This window comes from Zobellia russellii, assembly GCF_044597075.1.
In the GTDB taxonomy this organism is placed as follows: Bacteria; Bacteroidota; Bacteroidia; order Flavobacteriales; family Flavobacteriaceae; genus Zobellia; species Zobellia russellii.
The window spans coordinates 3737285-3754941 of the sequence record NZ_CP139000.1 but is presented as its reverse complement, the minus strand read 5'-3'; the positions used below and the strand labels follow the sequence as shown (position 1 = coordinate 3754941).

Genomic DNA, 17657 nt, shown 5'->3' with positions numbered 1-17657 from the left:
ATCCCCCAATCATCTCCTCTGCAGGCCGGTCTTATTCTTTATAACTTTTAGGATGGACTACAACAGCCCTTTGCGCAACGTTGGCAAGGGTTTGCCTGCTTATAAATTTTTTTAGCTGCATCTACCGCCAAATAAGAAGAACCATGAACCCCTAAATCGGTTTTACTCAAAATAAAGGCCAGTAAACTACAATCTTCTTTATGCACATCATAGTCTCCATTGGCCTGAGCCGTATTGTTAACATAGTATCTGGTCATTGGTTATAAAACTTTTGCCAAACCTAACACCTTTACAAAACAATCCCTTACAGATATCCGTAAGGGATTGACATTTATTGGTCGGGTGATATAATGAAAAATATAGTGTTAGATTCTTCCTTGTTTTATAAGTTTGGCTATGAGGTGATGGGTGTTCTTTGCCCCAAAAGCATCAAACAATCTGCTTACTTTTTTATCTATGGTACTCTCACTGTTAGGAGAAATATTCTGGCTCTTTAATTTTTCGGAGATTTCTTTTTTGGTAAAACCTTCTGCAAGATCTTGTAGAATCATAAGATCATACTTATCCAATTCAAAAAGGGCGTTCCCACCGTTTAGGTTAATTTGCGGAGAAACATAGGTACGGTGCTGGGATACCTCCTGTATAGCCATAATCAATTCATTCAACCCATTACGGCCCTTGCAGACATAACCGTTTATTTGCTGATCGGTAAAAAGAGGATTGATTTCAGCTGGGTCATCTACCATAGAATTTACAATAATCTTTATATTGGGATCTACCGCCCGTATAGCGTCAATTAGCGATTGTCCGGAAGTTAGTTTGCGTTCTACCGGCCCTTCCTTGAACGAGAGGTCCGTAATTAACAATTCATACGGCTCCCCGTTTTGAAAAGCAACCTTAAATCTATTGTACGCCTTATCGCAATACAGTTCTTCCTGTATATCCTCTACCTCTAACCGGTTCTCCAAGGCATTGACTATACCTTTATTGGTGTCCTGAAAATCTTCGGCAATGAGTATTTTTTTGAACATAATCTGCACTTTTTAATTCGGAATTTCAATCTGGGCCCTAAAACCATCGCCCTTATCTGAATCAAAAGTAAGACTTCCCTTTATTGCCTGAATACGCTTTTCTGTATTCCAGAGTCCATTTTTATTATTTAAGCTACTTTTTGTTGCTCCGTTACCGTTATCGGTATAACTAATTACCAATTTTTTCTTTAACTGTTCAAAATGAATGGACACCACTGTAGCACCACTGTGCTTTTGCATATTTATCATTAGCTCCTGCAGCACTTTGTACAAGGTTTTTTTCGTTAACGCAGAAAGACTATCCCATTCTACCTCCAAACTTCCGGTAACTAGTAACTGCGCATTTCTGCCATAGCCACTTAACATACCAAAAAGCACTTCTTTGAATTTGGGTCCCGTATCCACATCGTTTATTTCCCTGGAAAAATCCCGACTTTGGTTATAAAGGCCATCAACCACGTTTAGGACCTCGGTACGCTGGGCTCCGTTTTGGAGCAAAACCATAGCATGATTTAGTTTTCCGGCAAAATCGTCATGTAGTTTTCTAGATAGTTCAGCTTCGGTCTCATATGTAGCTTCTATCTTTACTGTCCTATTTTCCTGTTTTAAGTGCCTTGCCCGTTGCACTAAATAGAACCCCGCAAAAACAGAAACGAATAAGAGTAACGCAAAGCCCGAATAGGATATAATTTTTTGATTTCGCTGTTCAACCACTTCCAATTTGCGTTCCGCATTTTCTTTTTCTAAACGTAGAATGGACTCCTGTTTAAACCTGTCATCATACCTATATTTTGCAAATTGGGTCTTTACCTTTAACTCTTGCTCGTACAAACTATCTTGCAAAAACACATACCTATTTTTCATTCCCACATCTGCCGGCAATAACTTCATCAGCTGTTTTAAAGCATCTTTTTCCGCACGCGGTATTTTTAAAGATTTAGATAGGCGTATGACCGAATCAAAATAGACTTTGGATTTTTCCAGACTGGCAGCACCATAAAATTCGCCCATATGCGTATAACTGGCTATTTGCCCTCTTTTATCTCCCTTATTAATTCTAATGGTCAACGGCTTTTGAAATTCATCTTCCCAGACAGAAGAGCCTGCCAACCACTTTGCATAGGCCAAATTATCCAAAACCCGAGCATATTCTTTCTGATGTTTCTTTAAGGTGGAGTCATTTGCTATCCTACCCAACAAATCAATAGCATCATCATACGCCTTACTATCTATGTAACTTGCAGCCAGATTGTTCTCATAGATGAGCTTATCAATATTTGATTGTGTGGTACCAATTGCCTTTTGATAATATTTTACAGCATCGGAAAAATTCAACAATTTTCTATGGTTGGTTGCCAAGGTATTATAGCAATTAGCCCTATCCGCAGGTGATTTTAAAAACTTTAAGGCATCGGTAAGAGTTTCTTTACTACCAAAAAAATCGTTGTTGTTCTTTTGAATAATACCAATGTTCATTAAGTTGTCCCCTACCCCAACACTATCGTTCAGACTTTGATAATATTCTTTTGAACGTGAATAATTTTCAACGGCCTTAAAATAATGGTGCTCAATTTCAGCAAAATAATACCCCCTTAAATAATAGTGTTCCGCTAACAGCGATGCCTTACCTATTTTATCCCTTTGACTTACCAAAAGATCACTATACTTCAAAAGACTATCATATTGACCCAAGCTAAAATGAAGCATACTCTTTTCATCAAGCACATACCCATAAAGGGAATCAACAACGGGGTCTTTTAGTTTTTTGTAAGATGCATTTATGGCCCGTAATTTTTCCTGGAGTGAAAGCGACTTCTCTTTTGAAAGGTTATAATACACCAAAGTGCTGTCCGAAACTCCAGTACTACGAACACCGGAAGGTTCATTCTTTGAAGAACAACAAACCATGAAACAAAAAGAAACTAAAAAAAGTAACTTCTTCACAAGCAATGGGGAATTCTGAGGTTGAACTAAATAATCATGCGTTAAAGCAGGGCTCAAAATAGTAAATTAAATTGGTACTCGCCCTATTCAAACAGCCCAGCAAAAGGACTTGCTATTCTGCCTAATTAACCCAAAATTAGTTTACTATTTTAGAAAGTAGCAAATAACATGCTTACAGCCAGACAAATATCTTAATACTATCTAAAACATTGCCCGTTTACAGTTCCCATAAGGCTTTACATACATATTTTCCTACATTTCATAAATTCGGGCAACGATCAAAACAAAGATTTCGTATATTCGTGGTATATTATTTGCTCACATAATTATATGAAGCACTTTTACCTAATTATTACATTCTTGTGTATCTCGTTTTCCTATGGGCAAGAAACCCAGAGTAATGGAGATATCAAGGGTTTTAAACTTTACCCAAATCCTGTTACGAATGGCAAGGTGTACATTAGCACAAATGATAATGCACCCAAACAGGTTCTAATTTATGATGTTTTGGGTACGCAGGTTCTAGAAACCAAAATTAACGGCAACGAACTCTATCTTTCTGATCTTGATGCCGGTGTTTATGTATTACGGGTCTACCAAAACAATAAAGTAGCTACAAGAAAATTAATCGTTAAGTAGCACTCCTCTTTTTGCAACAACACCTTTTCCGAACCCTCTTATTTTCAATTTATTACAACCAAGACACCTGTCGGCAAACTTCAAACACCTGTCGATGAATGGTAACAAAATAGCGATGAACGGAAACTGATGTGACGTTCACCAACACCCAGGCCATTTTCACAACATTTCAGAACAATCACCCGCCCCATTTTCTACCTTTAAACCGTTGACCCCAAATCAATAGTTATGCGCATTACCTACTTTATGCTTTTCATGGTATTTACCATTGGAATGTCCGCCCAAGATTCATTTGATTTTCAAAATCAAAAAAAAGAAGAAATTCCCGGTTTTAAGCTATACCCCAATCCTGCTTTTAATGATGTGGTAAATGTTATTACCAGAGACAACCAATCAAAATATATTAAAGTTTACGATGTCTTCGGAAAAATTGTGCTTACGGACCAAATTTCCAAGAGCAATCTAAATATCTCTAGGCTTGTACCGGGTGTATATGTGCTTCAGGTTACGGAAAATCAAAAAACCAGCAACCGAAAACTGGTTGTAAAGTAGCCAAAAAAAAAGCTCCCTTTCAGGAGCTATTTCAATTTAATTAAAAAACAAATATATAATGTTTTACCATATCCTCCCTTTATTTTAGGAGTTCATATGATACAACTTTATAATATCTCTACTACCTCTAAATCAAAAACAAGGTCTTTACCTGCTAAAGGGTGGTTACCGTCAACAACAATACTTTCTTCCTTTACCTCAGTAACCAATAAATTAATTTCCTGCCCGCTTTGGGTCTGAGAAACAAGTCCCATTCCTACTTTAGGCTCAATATCCTGTGGCAATTGACTCTTTGGAACTTCCTGTATCAATTCTGCTTTAGGCTCTCCGTAAGCTTCCTCTTTAGGTATATTAACGGTTTTTTTCTCATTGACTTTCATATCAATCAGACCTTTTTCAAACCCAGGTATCAATTGTCCCTGACCCATAGTAAATTCAATAGGCTCTCCTCTTTCAACAGAGCTATCAAAAACTTCACCTGTAGTCAACTTACCTGTGTAATGTACTTTTACCTTATCGTTCTCTTTAATTTGACTCATAATATCATTTTAAAAAACAGCAAAATGCTATTTTATAGCTATTTTGGTAAAGGTACAGGTATAAAAACGGCTACAAAATCTTTAACCCAAGCCTTCCTTGTATTTAGAAAACATTAACATTTTACACCTGATTAGTTAAAAGAATTAACAATTAAAAAAATGGTTACCTATGAATAACCAGATACCTTAAAATTATACACTTTTACCCATCTTGTTTATTTTTTACAGAAAAGGATATCACTATTTTTGCACAAGGAATAGCATTATGAACGGTAGTGAAATATTTAAAATAAATACACAGAGTGAATTTGACGCCCAAGCTTTAAAAGTTTTTAGGCACCAATATCGCACCAATGCCGTGTACCAAGAATTTTGTTCCTATTTAGGTAAGTCCGATGCAAATGTTGATGAAGTTTCCGCAATTCCCTTTTTACCCATTTCCTTTTTTAAATCAAAAGAAATTATTTCCGGAGATAAGCACCCAGAAACAATTTTTACAAGTAGCGGTACTACCGGAAGCAATACCAGCAAACATTTTGTAAACCGGCTTTCTCTGTATGAGGAAAGTTTCAGACATGCATTTGAACTATTTTACGGTAAAGTTGAAGATTTTTGCGTTCTGGCCCTGTTACCTTCTTATCTGGAAAGAGAAGGCTCATCTCTTATTTATATGGTTGATGATATGATCAAGCAGAGCCAGCATCCGGATAGCGGCTTTTATCTTAACGACCTAAATGGTTTACGCAACAAACTGATTCAACTAGACGCAAACGGTCAAAAAATATTGCTTATTGGAGTTTCTTTTGCCCTTTTGGACATGGTTGAAACCAATACGCTAAAACTAAAGAACACCGTAATTATGGAAACGGGCGGCATGAAAGGCCGACGAAAGGAACTTATTCGCGAAGAACTTCATTCCATCTTAAAAGAAGGCTTTGGCGTACCGGTCATACATTCTGAATATGGCATGACAGAACTATTATCCCAAGGCTATTCAAAAGGAAACGGTATTTTTGAAACTCCTCCTTGGATGAAAATCCTAATCCGCGATACGGAAGACCCACTAGCCTACCAAGACCATAAAAAAACTGGAGGTATTAATGTTATAGATCTGGCAAATATTGATTCATGTGCATTTATAGCTACGCAAGATTTAGGCAAGACCTATGAAAACGGCACTTTTGAAGTATTGGGCCGTTTTGACCATTCCGATGTTAGAGGCTGTAATTTAATGGTTCTTTAAAGTCCCAATATTTTGGCATCAACAAAGAATGTAGAGTTTACGTCAATCTCATGATCCGTACTGATTGCCTCGTCCGTAACGGTTTCCAATCTAAGATTGAATTTATCTTTTTTGATGTAATCCTTAAGATCTACGTCTATAACATCTACATCTAAAACATCACCCACAGCTTCTTCTACCTCATCCTTAGAAGCTATCATAATTTCATCTAAATCTTCTGCAGAAATATAAACTTTTAAAGATTCAAGAAAACTAAAATCACTATTGTCCGGAGAGGTAATCTCCAATTCCAACTTAGTTAGTTTAATTTCCTCGATCAAATCTTTACGCGTATCATTCACCTCAAATTCCGATTCCGAATTAGTTTCTACATCGGGTGTAAAGATTTCAAAAGGAAGATCTATTCCCGCTGTGGATGGAATGGTCACCTGGGTTGTATAATCCAGATCAAATTTGGTAAGCTCGTCTAACTTATCACAAGAAGTCAGTGTAGCAAAAACGGTAAGAATCAATAAAAATTTACGCATCTAATTCGGGTTTGAAAAATGTTACTAGCTACATAACGCTTTCCAAACCCGTTTTAGTCTACCTTTTATCTTAAAAAACAGCTGAACTATTGTACCACTAAAACAAAATAGTTCTTTTTACCCCGCTGTAACAAAACAAATTTGCCGTTGATTAAGTCACTATCCGTAATAAGATAATCTGCTTTTACTTTTTCTTTATTTACAGAGATAGAATTCTGTTTCAGCTCCCTTCTTGCTTCACTGTTTGATGCTAAAAACCCCGTTTTATCCGCAAGTGCACCAATCATATCCAATCCTGGAGTAAGCTCCTCTTTAGAAATTTCGGCTTGCGGTACTCCGTCAAAAACATCTAAAAAAGTCTTTTCGTTCAAACCTTTTAAATCTTCCGAAGTAGACCGTCCAAAAAGAATGTTACTAGCCTTTTGAGCATTTTCCAAATCTTCCTGTGAGTGCACCATTACGGTAATCTCTTCGGCCAAACGCTTCTGCAAAGCACGTATGTGCGGTGCTTCTTGGTGCTCTTTTATCAACTCTTCTATTTCTTCTTTGGAAAGAAACGTGAATATTTTAATGTACTTCTCAGCATCTACATCTGAGGTATTCAACCAATATTGGTAAAATTTATAGGGCGAAGTCCTTTCGGAATCAAGCCAAATATTACCCCCTTCGGTCTTACCGAATTTAGTACCATCCGCTTTTGTAATCAACGGGCAGGTAAGGGCATAGCCTTTACCCCCTCCTATTCTTCTTATAAGTTCCGTACCTGTGGTAATATTTCCCCACTGGTCACTACCGCCCATTTGCAACGTACAATTATGGTTTTGGTACAAGTACAGAAAATCATACCCCTGTACCATTTGGTAGGTAAACTCGGTAAAGGACATTCCTTCCTTGGATTCCGCTGAAAGTCTCTTTTTAACCGAATCCTTGGCCATCATATAGTTTACGGTAATATGCTTGCCCACGTCCCTTATAAAATCCAGAAACGAAAAATCCTTCATCCAGTCATAATTATTGACCAAGATGGCAGCATTGTCCCCATCACCATCAAAATCCAAAAACCGCGACAATTGTTCCTTTATAGCTTCTTGGTTATGACGGAGCGTAGGCTCGTCCAATAGATTACGCTCTGCTGATTTTCCGGAAGGATCACCTATCATACCCGTAGCACCACCAATAAGCGCATAAGGTTTATGGCCTGCCAATTGAAAATGACGTAACATCATTACCCCTACCAAATGGCCAATGTGCAAAGAATCTGCAGTAGGGTCAATACCCACATAGGCAGATTGCATTTCGTTCATTAAATGTTCCTCGGTTCCCGGCATTGCGTCATGCAACATGCCTCTCCATTTTAATTCTTCTACAAAGTTTGAAGTCATGTCCGTCTATTCTGTAAATTTAGCTGCAAATATAAAAGTAAATCGCCGCCCAACCCTTGAATAATACAGGAAATTATTCATCGCTATTCGCTAACTTTGGAACATGATATTGGTTACAGGAGGAACGGGGTTGGTAGGTTCGCATCTTTTATTGAAATTGGTGCAGAGCGGTAGTTCCGTTAGGGCCATTCACAGAAAGCAAAGCAATCTGGAACGTGTGCGCAAAATTTTTGGGTATTACACAGATGATGCCCAAATCCTATTTGATAAAATTGAATGGGTAGAGGCCGATATTATAGATATTCCCGCCTTGGAAATCGCTTTTGACCAGATTACCCACGTATACCACACTGCAGCTCTTATTTCATTTGACCCTCAAAACTTTGATACGCTAGAAAAAATAAACACAGAAGGAACCGCCAATATTGTAAACCTATGTATTGCCCATGGTGTACAAAAGCTATGTTATACCAGTACCATTGGCGCCATAGGAAGAACATTGGGAAGTGGCATGGCAGATGAAGAAAATGCATGGACCCCTCGTGAAGCCAATGTATATGGACTTACCAAACAAGCAGCGGAAATGGAAGTCTGGCGTGGTTCCCAAGAAGGCTTGCCCGTAGTTATGGTCAACCCCGGGGTAATCATAGGTCCGGGATTCTGGCATAGCGGTAGTGGAGATTTGTTTACCGTAGCAAAAAAAGGGTATCGGTTTTACCCTCCTGGCGGCACAGGCTTTATCACAGTGCATGACGTGATTAAAATGATGGTAACCTTAATGGATTCAGAAATTACCAACGAACGCTATATTGCCGTAGCTGAAAATCTGACGTTCAAAGAGATTCTGACCAAAATAACTGCAGAGCTTGGTATAAAGCCGCCATCCGTGCAACTAAAATATTGGCAACTTGAAATAGGAAGATGGTTAGATTGGCTAAAAAACCTATTCTTTAAAAACGGAAGGAGAATCACCAAAAACTCTATTCATTCCTTAAGGCACCGAGAAATATACAACAACCAAAAAATAAAAAACGCCTTGAACTTTGAATTTGAGGCGTTGGATGAAACCATTTCTTTATGTTGTGAAAAATTTAAGGAAGAGTATCATTAGCTTTAGCCTTGGCTTTTTCCCTTTCTATTTTTTCCTTGGCTACTCTAAGACTATCGTTCACCTTTTTCTGCTCTTCCAAAACCTTGGCCTCAGACTCAAGGTTAGCCTCTACCTCCTTATAAATTTTTTCGTATTCCACAGGTAACGAAGCGTAATAGCGATCACTTTCTACCAGTTGCAAACTATCTATATTGTACTTTTCAAAAATATAGTCCATAGGCTCTACATCATTGTCCCTGAGCACCTGCATATTAGTTGTTTTGGCAGCGTTTACTACGGCCAAGTCCTGAAGAATGGCCACCATTTGCTCCCTTGGAATAAGGTTTTCAGGCTTTTCCAAAAGCTGCTCATTACAGGATATAATCGTAAAAAATACCAGAACCGCTGCTAACTTCTTCATATTATCTGTTGAATGTTAATCGCCTTGCATTGCGCTCTGGAGAAAAGTTTCCGTTTTCATAGGCCAAGTGACCGTTAACAAATGTGTGCGTCACAGAAGACTTAAAGGTAGTACCTTCAAACGGAGACCATTTGCATTTGTACGCTATATTTTCTTTTGTTACTTGGTAAGGAGCGTTCATATCTACCACTACCAAATCTGCAAAATAGCCTTCTCTAATATAACCTCTTTTTTCAATCTGAAATAGTATAGCGGGATTATGACACATTTTCTGCACCACTTTTTCTACGGAAATCACATTCTCATGCACTTTATCCAATAAAGCGGTGAGTGCATGTTGCACCAATGGACCGCCCGATGGCGCTTTGGTATACACGTTATCTTTTTCACTTAATAAATGAGGGGCGTGATCCGTTGCTATAACATCCAAACGATCATCCAATAATGCTTTCCACAACTGGTCCCTATCCGTTGCCGTTTTCACTGCAGGATTCCATTTAATCAAAGTACCCTTGGTATCATAATCCGCTTCTGAGAACCATAAATGGTGCACACAGACCTCTGCTGTAATTTTCTTCTGCTCTAACGGAATATCGTTCCTGAACAAATCTGTTTCCTTTCCGGTAGACAAATGAAAAACATGTAGACGGGCACCTGTTTTTTTAGCTAATGCCACAGCCTTTGAAGAAGAAAGATAACAAGCCTCTTCACTTCTTATAATAGGATGGTATTTTACAGGAATATCATCTCCGTACTTCTCTTTATACTCGGCAAGGTTTCTTTTAATGGTTCCCTCATCTTCACAATGTGCCGAGATTACCATTTCTGTATTTCTAAAAATCTTCTCGATTACTTCTTCATTATCTACCAGCATATTACCTGTGGAAGACCCCAAAAAGAGTTTTACACCTGAACAGGCGTTTTTATCCAGTCGTTTTAATTCTTCCAAATTATCATTGGTACCTCCAAAAGGAAATGAATAATTGGCAAAACTGGACTTGGCACCCATTTGAAATTTTTCCTCTAACTTTTCTATGGTAGTAGTTTGCGGATTGGTATTGGGCTGCTCCATATAAGTTGTGATTCCACCAGCTACGGCAGCTCTACTTTCGGAGGAGATATCTCCCTTATGCGTAAGGCCCGGCTCTCTAAAATGCACCTGATCATCTATAATTCCCGGCAAAAGGTATTTACCTTCGATATCTATAATTTTAGCGGTATCATCAGAAATATTAGCTTCAATTTTCATGATAATATCATCTTGAAGCAAAACATCGCTCTCAAAAATCGAGTTCTCGTTTACGATTTTGGCATTCTTAATCAATATTTTTCCCATACTAAAATCTAGATTTTTGAAACATACTGCGCATTTTCATCATAAAAACGCCAACGATAGCTTCATTGATAATTGATGACGACATTTTTGATTTTCCCCTTACTCTATCTCTAAATATGATAGACACTTCCTCAATCTTATAATTTTTGAGATACGCCCTAAATTTCATTTCAATCTGAAAAGCATACCCTATAAACCGTACGGAATCTAGACTTATATTTTCTAGAACATGACGTCTGTAGACTACAAAGCCAGCAGTAGGGTCATGAACACGCATTCCCGTTATCATCTTTACATAAAAAGAAGCACCATAAGAAAGTAACACCCTATACAAAGGCCAATCTACCACGTTCACTCCTTTTTTATAACGTGAACCTACAACTACATCCGCACCATTGGCACATGCCCTATAAAGCCTTAACAAATCTTCTGGATTATGAGAAAAATCGGCATCCATTTCAAAAATGTAGTCATATCCTTTTGCAATGGCCCATTTAAAACCGTGTATATAAGCTGTACCCAACCCGGATTTTTGCTTTCTGACCTCTAAAAAAAGTCTTCCGGAAAATTCCTTTTGCAACTCTATTACTTTTGCAGAAGTGCCATCCGGCGAGTTGTCATCTACTATAAGAACATGAAAATCTTTAGTGAGACCAAAGACCGCTCTAATAATAGCTTCTATATTCTCTATCTCGTTGTAAGTGGGGATAATAACTAGGCTGTCTGACACGGATTCGCTTGAATTTTGACAAAAATAACATTTTAAAAGTCTCCAAAAAATGCCAACTATGGAATTGTGAAATTTTTAAAGGTCGGCTATCTATCAGAATTCGTAATTTTGAGCGTTCTAACAACAATAGACCTAGCCTCTATTTGAGACACCAACTAAAGAATGAAGTCTAAACTGCCACGAATTTTTCTAATCTTACTAGGTATAGGTTTTTTATTAAACCTGCTTCAATCCTATTTTACCCCTCTTATTTTTGACGAGGCATATTACTGGCATTTTGCGCAAAACATGGCATGGGGCTATTTTGACCACCCTTCTATGGTTGCCGTTCTCATTAAAATTAGCAGTTTCTTTTTTAACGGCGAGCTGGGAGTTAGATTTATGAGTTGTATTCTTTCGTCTGCCACTTTATTCATTCTTTGGAACATTGTAGACCACCCTAAAAAGAAGGACTATGTGGTTCACTTCTTTGTACTGGTCTATTCCATGACGCTTTTGAACGCCTATGGCTTTTTGACCCTGCCGGATACCCCGTTGCTATTCTTTACCGCATTGTTATTATACGTTTACAAGCGGTTTATTGAAAAACCAGACCTCTTTTGGGGTATTGTCATGGGCATTACCATGGCTGGATTAATGTACAGCAAGTATCATGCGGCCTTGGTCATCATATTTATACTGCTTTCCAATCTAAAATTGGTTTTAAACAAATATGCATGGCTTTCTGTCATTGTTGCCTTACTCTGCTATGTACCGCATTTTATCTGGTTGTACGAGAATGAATTTGTTACCATAAACTATCATCTCTTTGACCGTCCTAACGACCCTTACAGCTTTAATAAGTATACATTAGGGTATTTTGTAAATCTTGTGGCCATCTTTGGTTTTACCTTTCCATGGATTTACTGGGGTCTTTTTAAAGCTAAAGCAAGCGACAAGTTTACCAGAGCCCTCCTCTTTTTAATCTTTGGAGTGCTTATTTTCTTCTTTATCTCCAGCTTCAATAGAAGGATTCAGACCCAATGGATTATTGTAATCTCTATTCCGCTTATAATTGTTGTTTTCCGTTTTATGATGGAAAATGAAATTGCAAAAAAATGGATATACAGAATGGGCCTTGTAAATATCGCTATTATTCTCTTTCTAAGGGCGGGACTTATTTATGAACCTATGTCTCCCATTTACTATGAGACCCATGGCAATATTGAACTGATTAAAGACGTAACGGACAAGGTAGGCAACACGCCTTTGGTGTTTGAGAACTCATATCGTAACGCTCCCATGTTCGCATTTTATTCCGGTAATGACACCTATTCCCTTAATAACGAAAGCTACAGGCTCAATCAATACTCTATTGATGATTCTGAATCTAAAGTACAGCACAAAAAAATACTGTATCTATCTAAGCGCTCCTCCGATGCCGAACTTACCTTTACAAAAAGTGATGGCACCAAAATGTATGGCAAATACATAGACAATTTTGAAACTTTTAGAAAACTCAGAACCCTACTGGAAGTGCCTATAAGTTTTGACTTTGAGCAGGAGCAGACTTTTGAGCTATACAATCCGTACGATTTTGATATAGACCTAAATAAGCTCAGGTTCAATGTGGCTTACATGAACGCCTCTAAAAAAGTAAAGGACCGTTTGCCCATTAAGGCCCAGTTAAAAAATTCTTCGGTTACACATATTAAAGCTAAGGATACGCTTACCTATACCTTTAAATTTCCAAAGCCCAGAAAATTAAATGATCCAAAATACGTTAGAATAGGTATAATGGAGAACGGACTCAACTATGGCATTAACGGACGAAACACAAAACTAAAATAATGGAACCCATATTACGAACTGCCGGCACTGCCGATTGGATTACCATTATACTCATTAGCAGTATTGTATTTTTAGTACTGGCAAAAGGATTGTTCTATAGCCGTTTTCTAAATTTCATAATACTTCCTTTCAACAACAAGTACATCTTTATGTACAGTAAAAAGGAAAAGTTGATGAATTGGTTCCATATATTCTTTACCATTTTCCAGGTTATCAATTTTTCGTTATTCGTTTACATGGCGCGGCAAATTTTGAGAGGTGATACCAATGATGCATACCCGTTCATGTACCCCATAATCTTAGCCAGTATTTTAGGGTTTATTGTCGTAAAAATAATCTTACAGCTAGGCAATGGGTTCATTTTTGGTTCCGGGAAGACCATTGGAGAACTTATTTTTAAAAAATTATCCTACCTAAATTATAGCGGAATTATCATGTTTTTGGCCAACGTAATACTGGCTTACGTAGCGCAGGGCTCGGCAGCTGTGGTCTATATAGCCATACTTTTAATCCTCCTCATAAATGTAATCGGGTGGGTTACAGTGTTAAGGAATCACCAAAAATTTATCACTTCCTACTTTTTCTATTTTATTTTGTACCTTTGCGCTCTCGAAATTTCCCCGTTTGTTATCATTGGCAGTTATCTTAAACAATAGGTTTATATGAAAGTAAAGACGATTTTGGTCTCGCAACCAGAACCGAAGATGGAAAACTCACCGTATTCGAAACTGATAGATAAGGAAAAAGTTAAAGTTGACTTCAGACCTTTTATTCATGTGGAAGGTGTAGATGCTAAAGAAGTACGACAGCAAAAAATAGACCTGAAGAACTATACGGCAATCATCTTAACCAGCCGAAATGCTGTTGACCATTTCTTTAGAATTGCTGAAGAAATGCGCTTCAAAGTACCGGATTCCATGAAATATTTCTGTCAGTCGGAGGCTGTAGCTTACTACTTACAGAAATATGTAGTTTACCGCAAGCGTAAGATTTATGTGGGCAAGCGTAACTTTATTGAATTGGTTCCGTTGTTCAAAAAGTATAAAGGCGAAAAATTTCTATTGCCATCTTCGGATGCATTAAAGCCTATTGTACCTGAAATTTTAGACGGTCTGGACATTGAGTGGAAGAGAGCTGTTTTCTATAAAACCGTAATCAGCGACTTGTCCGATTTAAGGGATGTATACTATGACATTTTGGTATTCTTTAGCCCTTCGGGCATTGAATCCTTATTACAGAATTTCCCTGATTTTGAGCAGAACGACACAAGAATTGCCGTTTTTGGCAACTCTACTATTGATGCGGCTACAGATGCAGGTCTACGGATAGATATTAAGGCTCCAACGCCAGAAACACCGTCTATGACCATGGCGCTTCAGAAATATATTACTACGGCAAACAAGAAGTAAGACCACTTACTTTAAGCTATAAAAAAACCCTTTGTTCACAACTTGAACAAAGGGTTTCTTCCTTTTAATACTTTCTAAATTCGAGACTCTTGTCAAAATCGGAAGGGTTTAACTGATAAATACCCAACAATCTACTAATTGCTTTTGACAATCTTACCAAAAACACCATCAATCAAACTAACAATAACTAAAAAGTTTCCATCCACACAATTAATCTCTTTCACTTTTGACAAAGTCGTTATGTTTACATAAACATAAATAGGGACGCACAACTGATTCAATTATAAAATTAAGAGCCAACAACTTTAAATTACATATTTAGATTCCCTATTAACACACAATCCTTAACCAAAGGGAGTTAATTGTAAAAAAATAATATGTTATTTAATTCAATTCCTTACCTACTGTTCCTATCCATAATTTTCATATTTTATTGGAGCATTTTTGCTAAAAGATTAAGCATTCAGAATTTATTTTTACTTTTTGCCAGTTATTTCTTTTACGGTTTATGGGATTACCGTTTTCTGTCTTTAATTTTTTTAAGTTCAGTAGTGGATTACATTGTGGGAATTAATATACACAAGAATGAATGCAATCCAAAAAAAAGAAAACTGTGGCTTTGGGCAAGCATAATTTTCAACCTTTCTCTTCTTGCATTTTTCAAGTACTGTAATTTTTTTATACAATCCTGGATTGATTTATTTACAATATTTGGCTATTCCCATCAAGAATCATGGACGTTAAATATTATACTTCCTGTCGGTATATCTTTTTACACTTTTCAAACAATGTCCTATTCATTAGATGTTTACTACAAACGCATAGTCCCAACTAAAAATTTTCTCGCATTTGCTACATTTGTTGCTTTCTTTCCTCAATTAGTTGCGGGACCAATTGAGAGAGCCTCAAATTTGTTAGGTCAAATTTCAAAAAAAAGAGTCTTCAGTTATCAAGCCGGCGCAAGCGGAATAAAATTGATTCTCTATGGACTATTCAAAAAAGTAGTTATTGCCGACACTATAGCACCCCTTGTTGATGATATTTTCTCCAATTATCACGATTACTCTAGTCCAATTTTGATTTTAGGCATAATACTATTCAGCTTTCAAGTTTACACTGATTTTTCAGGATACTCAGACATTGCCATTGGAACTGCGCAACTCCTCGGCATAGAACTTATGTCAAATTTTAAATTTCCCAATTTTTCTAGAAACGTGGCAGAATATTGGCAAAGGTGGCATATTTCATTATCAACTTGGTTCAGGCACTACTTATACATTCCTCTAGGAGGTTCTAAAGTAAGTAAAATAAAATCAGTCAGAAATATTTGCATAATATTCCTAGTAAGTGGATTTTGGCATGGAGCTAATTGGACTTTTATTTTTTGGGGCGGTTTTCATGCCCTAGCTTATATACCTGTTTTTTTAACGGGAAGAAATACTATATATAAAAACAGTGTGGTTGCAGAAAAATCATGTGTTCCAAGCGTCAAGGAAATTTTTCAGATTTGTCTGACATTCACAATAGTTTCATTTTCGAGAATATTTTTTCGATCAAGTACATTAGACCAATCATTTGGATATATTAAGAGAATATTTTCAAACTTTGAATATACCGAATATACACATCCACAAAACAAAAATTTAACCCCTATTCTTATACTTCTTATTTGCTTCAATGTTTATGAATTTCTAATTCGAAAGAATGAGCGTTCACCATTTAATTTTGAGTCAAAGCACCTCCGCTTCTTTATTTATTGTCTTGTAATCTTTTGTTTCTTCTATTTTTATGATGATGATGTTCCAAATTCTTTTATATATTTTCAATTTTAAAGATGAAAAAATTTATCACAAAATTCAGCATTTATGCTTTTCTAATATTTTTATTAGCCGAAATCATCAGTAGATTTTTCTATCTGACCCCGGAAATACCAAATAGAAAAATATGGAAAAATGGCATTCAAAAATACTTACCTCACCAAACTGGTTACTGGAAAGGAGGAAAACATAAATGGAGGATAAATAATGATGGATGGCCAGGGCAAGAAATCAATCTAAATGGTTCTAAAATTTTAATAATAGGTGATTCTTTTATTGAAAACTTTATGAATCCCGATGAATGCCGACAATCATATTTTCTAAACAAAATGGTAAGAAACTACAACTTTATTGAATTCGGAAGATCAGGAATATCATTTATAGAAGCTCTTGAAGTAAATAAAGCCAATATGAAGAGAATACCTAATATTCATTTGAGCTTAATTTATATTAGCGACAATGATTTGACCGAAAGCATATCCTTGATAAAACGAAGAAAAGACATAACTCAAGTTGACTTACAAAAAAATAAAGTGCTTCCGAGTGAATTAAAGTCTCCCTTAGCGAAAAAAATACTATACAAACTCAAGTTCATTTACTATCTCTATTCAAAATTCCCACTAAATGAGTTATTCTCAAGAAAAAAAAGTTCTACCTCTCCCCTTCAACAAGAATCAGACTTTTCTAAGGAATTTCTGAGTCTCATAGAATTTACCAAAAAAAATTATAATCTTAATCAAACTGTATTCATCTTAAGACCTGAAACTTCTGAAGAAGTTCTAAATATTTTTAAAGAAAATGAGATGAAATTTGTTAAACTAAATTATCCCAATTCCAAATCATGGTCATTTGAAAACGACCACCATTGGACTTGTTATGGCCATAAAGAAGCAGCTTTTCAAGTTTCGAGGTATCTCAAAGCCACTTCAACCAATTGAAAGCAAGAGTTTAACTCTTATAAATTGCCGTTTTTGGCAACTCTACTATTGATGCGGCTACAGACGCAGGCCTACGGATAGACATTAAGGCTCCAACACCCGAAACACCATCTATGACCATGGCGCTTCAGAAATATATTACTACGGCAAACAAGAAGTAAGACCACTTGCTTTACGCTATAAAAAAACCCTTTGTTCACAAATTGTACAAAGGGTTTCTTTTTGTTTT

General features: G+C 36.8%; 18 protein-coding genes and 1 pseudogene. 10 read left to right on the top strand and 9 right to left on the bottom strand.

Features of this window, described 5'->3' with window-relative positions; translation table 11 throughout:
- Nucleotides 1–47: 47 nt before the first annotated feature.
- The 3 genes from SJY45_RS15440 to SJY45_RS15430 all read right to left on the bottom strand — a co-directional run bounded on the left by SJY45_RS15440 (nt 48) and on the right by SJY45_RS15430 (nt 2975).
- The gene (locus SJY45_RS15440; RefSeq protein ID WP_400071858.1) at nt 48–257 is read right to left on the bottom strand and encodes a hypothetical protein; all 210 of its coding nucleotides are present in this window, start codon (nt 255–257) and stop codon (nt 48–50) included.
- 108 nt (nt 258–365) lie between these two features.
- Nucleotides 366–1031 (bottom strand): DNA-binding response regulator, encoded by a 666-nt coding sequence (locus SJY45_RS15435; protein WP_400071856.1) that lies wholly within the window; start codon nt 1029–1031, stop codon nt 366–368.
- Between the two features lie 12 nt (nt 1032–1043).
- Nucleotides 1044–2975: a hypothetical protein gene (locus SJY45_RS15430; protein ID WP_400071854.1), complete on the bottom strand. Its 1932-nt coding sequence runs from the start codon at nt 2973–2975 to the stop codon at nt 1044–1046.
- A gap of 330 nt (nt 2976–3305) precedes the next feature.
- On the opposite strand from SJY45_RS15430, the gene SJY45_RS15425 reads away from it, so the two are divergent.
- Nucleotides 3306–3614: a T9SS type A sorting domain-containing protein gene (locus SJY45_RS15425; RefSeq protein ID WP_215438677.1), complete on the top strand. Its 309-nt coding sequence runs from the start codon at nt 3306–3308 to the stop codon at nt 3612–3614.
- 228 nt (nt 3615–3842) lie between these two features.
- Complete coding sequence (locus tag SJY45_RS15420; RefSeq protein ID WP_215438678.1) at nt 3843–4166, top strand: T9SS type A sorting domain-containing protein; 324 nt, start codon at nt 3843–3845, stop codon at nt 4164–4166.
- A 107-nt stretch (nt 4167–4273) separates the two neighbouring features.
- On the opposite strand, the gene SJY45_RS15415 is transcribed toward SJY45_RS15420, so the two are convergent.
- Nucleotides 4274–4705: a peptidylprolyl isomerase gene (locus tag SJY45_RS15415; RefSeq protein ID WP_215438679.1), complete on the bottom strand. Its 432-nt coding sequence runs from the start codon at nt 4703–4705 to the stop codon at nt 4274–4276.
- Between the two features lie 265 nt (nt 4706–4970).
- On the opposite strand from SJY45_RS15415, the gene SJY45_RS15410 reads away from it, so the two are divergent.
- On the top strand, nt 4971–5948 hold the full coding sequence (locus SJY45_RS15410; protein WP_289061292.1) for an acyl transferase: 978 nt from the start codon (nt 4971–4973) through the stop codon (nt 5946–5948).
- Here the strand turns inward: SJY45_RS15410 and SJY45_RS15405 are convergent.
- Both SJY45_RS15405 and tyrS read right to left on the bottom strand, forming a co-directional pair.
- On the bottom strand, nt 5945–6475 hold the full coding sequence (locus SJY45_RS15405) for a hypothetical protein (RefSeq protein ID WP_400071851.1): 531 nt from the start codon (nt 6473–6475) through the stop codon (nt 5945–5947). The genes SJY45_RS15410 and SJY45_RS15405 overlap by 4 nt on opposite strands.
- A gap of 86 nt (nt 6476–6561) precedes the next feature.
- On the bottom strand, nt 6562–7857 hold the full coding sequence (gene tyrS / locus SJY45_RS15400; RefSeq protein ID WP_400071849.1) for a tyrosine--tRNA ligase: 1296 nt from the start codon (nt 7855–7857) through the stop codon (nt 6562–6564).
- Nucleotides 7858–7960: 103 nt separating this feature from the next.
- Here tyrS and SJY45_RS15395 point away from each other — a divergent pair, with 103 nt between their 5' ends.
- A complete protein-coding gene (locus SJY45_RS15395) occupies nt 7961–8968 on the top strand; it encodes an NAD-dependent epimerase/dehydratase family protein (protein ID WP_400071847.1) in 1008 nt (335 codons plus the stop codon).
- Here the strand turns inward: SJY45_RS15395 and SJY45_RS15390 are convergent.
- The 3 genes from SJY45_RS15390 to SJY45_RS15380 are packed head-to-tail and all read right to left on the bottom strand — an operon-like array spanning nt 8949 to nt 11434.
- Nucleotides 8949–9368, bottom strand: coding sequence for a DUF4296 domain-containing protein (locus SJY45_RS15390; RefSeq protein WP_289061283.1), 420 nt, complete (start codon nt 9366–9368; stop codon nt 8949–8951). The genes SJY45_RS15395 and SJY45_RS15390 overlap by 20 nt on opposite strands.
- A gap of 1 nt (nt 9369) precedes the next feature.
- Nucleotides 9370–10704, bottom strand: a complete 1335-nt coding sequence (locus SJY45_RS15385; RefSeq protein ID WP_400071845.1) for a dihydroorotase — start codon at nt 10702–10704, stop codon at nt 9370–9372.
- A 1-nt stretch (nt 10705) separates the two neighbouring features.
- Complete coding sequence (locus SJY45_RS15380) at nt 10706–11434, bottom strand: polyprenol monophosphomannose synthase (RefSeq protein ID WP_303404876.1); 729 nt, start codon at nt 11432–11434, stop codon at nt 10706–10708.
- Nucleotides 11435–11596: 162 nt separating this feature from the next.
- On the opposite strand from SJY45_RS15380, the gene SJY45_RS15375 reads away from it, so the two are divergent.
- The 6 genes and pseudogenes from SJY45_RS15375 to SJY45_RS15350 all read left to right on the top strand — a co-directional run.
- On the top strand, nt 11597–13264 hold the full coding sequence (locus SJY45_RS15375; protein WP_400071843.1) for an ArnT family glycosyltransferase: 1668 nt from the start codon (nt 11597–11599) through the stop codon (nt 13262–13264).
- Nucleotides 13264–13920 carry a DUF4271 domain-containing protein gene (locus tag SJY45_RS15370; RefSeq protein WP_400071841.1) on the top strand — a complete coding sequence of 219 codons (657 nt, stop codon included), beginning with the start codon at nt 13264–13266 and terminating at the stop codon, nt 13918–13920. The genes SJY45_RS15375 and SJY45_RS15370 overlap by 1 nt, the downstream gene beginning before the upstream one ends.
- Before the next feature lie 6 nt (nt 13921–13926).
- The gene (locus SJY45_RS15365; protein WP_289038475.1) at nt 13927–14673 is read left to right on the top strand and encodes a uroporphyrinogen-III synthase; all 747 of its coding nucleotides are present in this window, start codon (nt 13927–13929) and stop codon (nt 14671–14673) included.
- A 377-nt stretch (nt 14674–15050) separates the two neighbouring features.
- Nucleotides 15051–16505 (top strand): MBOAT family O-acyltransferase, encoded by a 1455-nt coding sequence (locus SJY45_RS15360; protein WP_400071839.1) that lies wholly within the window; start codon nt 15051–15053, stop codon nt 16503–16505.
- A 2-nt stretch (nt 16506–16507) separates the two neighbouring features.
- Nucleotides 16508–17428, top strand: a complete 921-nt coding sequence (locus SJY45_RS15355; protein ID WP_400071837.1) for a hypothetical protein — start codon at nt 16508–16510, stop codon at nt 17426–17428.
- A 23-nt stretch (nt 17429–17451) separates the two neighbouring features.
- Nucleotides 17452–17589, top strand: a pseudogene (locus tag SJY45_RS15350) (uroporphyrinogen-III synthase); the annotation flags it as partial.
- Nucleotides 17590–17657 lie beyond the last annotated feature (68 nt).